Source organism: Halobacillus sp. BBL2006 (genome assembly GCF_000786645.1).
Classification (GTDB): Bacteria; Bacillota; Bacilli; order Bacillales; family Halobacillaceae; genus Halobacillus.
Window position 1 is genome coordinate 1 of sequence record NZ_JRNX01000307.1, and the last position, 1,688, is coordinate 1,688.

The 1,688-nt window shown below is 45.4% G+C and carries 1 protein-coding gene and 1 pseudogene; both read right to left on the bottom strand.

Going from position 1 to position 1,688, the window contains the following annotated elements; translation table 11 throughout:
• On the bottom strand, nt 1–1,278 hold a 1,278-nt coding region (gene mnmG, locus LD39_RS09840), incomplete at its 3' end, for a tRNA uridine-5-carboxymethylaminomethyl(34) synthesis enzyme MnmG (protein ID WP_035545698.1).
• A 25-nt stretch (nt 1,279–1,303) separates the two neighbouring features.
• Nucleotides 1,304–1,688: pseudogene (locus tag LD39_RS09845) on the bottom strand (tRNA uridine-5-carboxymethylaminomethyl(34) synthesis GTPase MnmE); the annotation flags it as partial.

The window sequence follows — 1,688 nt, forward strand, 5'->3', positions numbered from 1 at the left end:
ATATGGCTCGTCAGTCCCTTTCGTAACGAGATCATCAATCATTACGCCGATATATCCTTGAGAACGATCCAGCACGAGAGGCTCTATGTCCAATGCCTTGGCAGCCGCATTAATACCTGCCATCAAGCCTTGTCCAGCCGCTTCTTCGTATCCTGATGTTCCATTTAACTGACCGGCTGTAAATAGACCTGAAATATTTTTCGTTTCAAGCGTCGGCCACAGCTGAGTCGGCACGACAGAATCGTATTCAATTGCATAGCCAGCACGCATAATTTCGGCTTTTTCAAGCCCAGGCACTGTTCGCATCATTTCATTTTGGACATACTCTGGCAAGGATGTTGAAAGTCCCTGTACGTAAACTTCTTCCGTGTCCCGTCCCTCTGGCTCGAGGAAGATCTGGTGTCGCGGTTTGTCATTGAAACGAACAATTTTATCTTCGATGGAAGGGCAATAACGCGGACCAGTCCCTCGCACTGCACCTGAATACATCGCGGACAACGTCAGATTCTCATCAATGATTCGATGGGTTTCTTCATTTGTATAAGTCAACCAGCATGGAATTTGATCTGTAATAAATTCTGTCGTTTCATAGGAAAACGAACGTGGCTCTTCTTCCCCTGGTTGAATTTCTGTTTTCGAATAATCAACAGTTTTACTGTTTACACGCATCGGTGTACCCGTCTTGAAGCGAACCATTTCAATGCCGAGTTCTTCAAGCTGCTCTGATAGCGAAACTGTGGAACGTTGGTTATTCGGCCCGCTTTCGTAGGATAAATCACCAATTAAGACACGCCCACGCATGAAGGTTCCCGTTGTAACGATTACAGTCGGAGCATAAAAAGCTGCCTTCGTTTCTGTAACGACACCCTTAACTTCGTCGTCTTCTACAAGGATCTTTTCAACCATTCCTTGTTTCAACGTCAAGTTTTCCTGATTTTCAAGTACTCGTTTCATTTCTTTAATATAAAGAGGCTTATCAGCTTGGGCACGCAAGGCACGCACAGCTGGACCTTTTCTTGTATTCAATAGACGCATTTGGATGTGAGTTTTGTCGATCACTTTCCCCATAGCGCCGCCTAAAGCATCTACTTCCCGGACAACGATTCCTTTAGCCGGTCCGCCAATGGAAGGGTTACACGGCATAAACGCAACCAGATCGAGGTTCAGTGTAAGCATTAAGGTTTTTGCCCCACGTCTTGCGGCAGCTAACCCAGCTTCAACCCCGGCATGACCGGCACCAATTACAATTACATCATAATGCCCTGCATCATATGTCATTTGGTTGTCTCTCCTTTGTTGATAATTATTTTCCAAGACAGAACTGCGAGAACAACTGATCGATCAAGCTTTCGTGAATGGTATCTCCGACGATTTCTCCGAGAATCTCCCAAGTCCTGGTGACATCAATTTGAACGACATCTAATGGAACGCCCATCTCCATGCCGTTTTGTGCATCTTCAAGTGCTTGTTGCGCTTGCTTAAGCAGCTGGACATGGCGGACATTGGATACATATGTCATGTCTCCAGCATCCAGGTCTCCTTCGAAGAATGTGTTGGCGATCGCTTGTTCGAGTTCATCGATTCCTTCTTCTTTAATCAAAGCGGTTGAGATGACCGGATGATCACCGGCTAATTCACGGACTCGATCAATACTTAACTTAGGTTCTAAGTCCATTTTATTTACAATG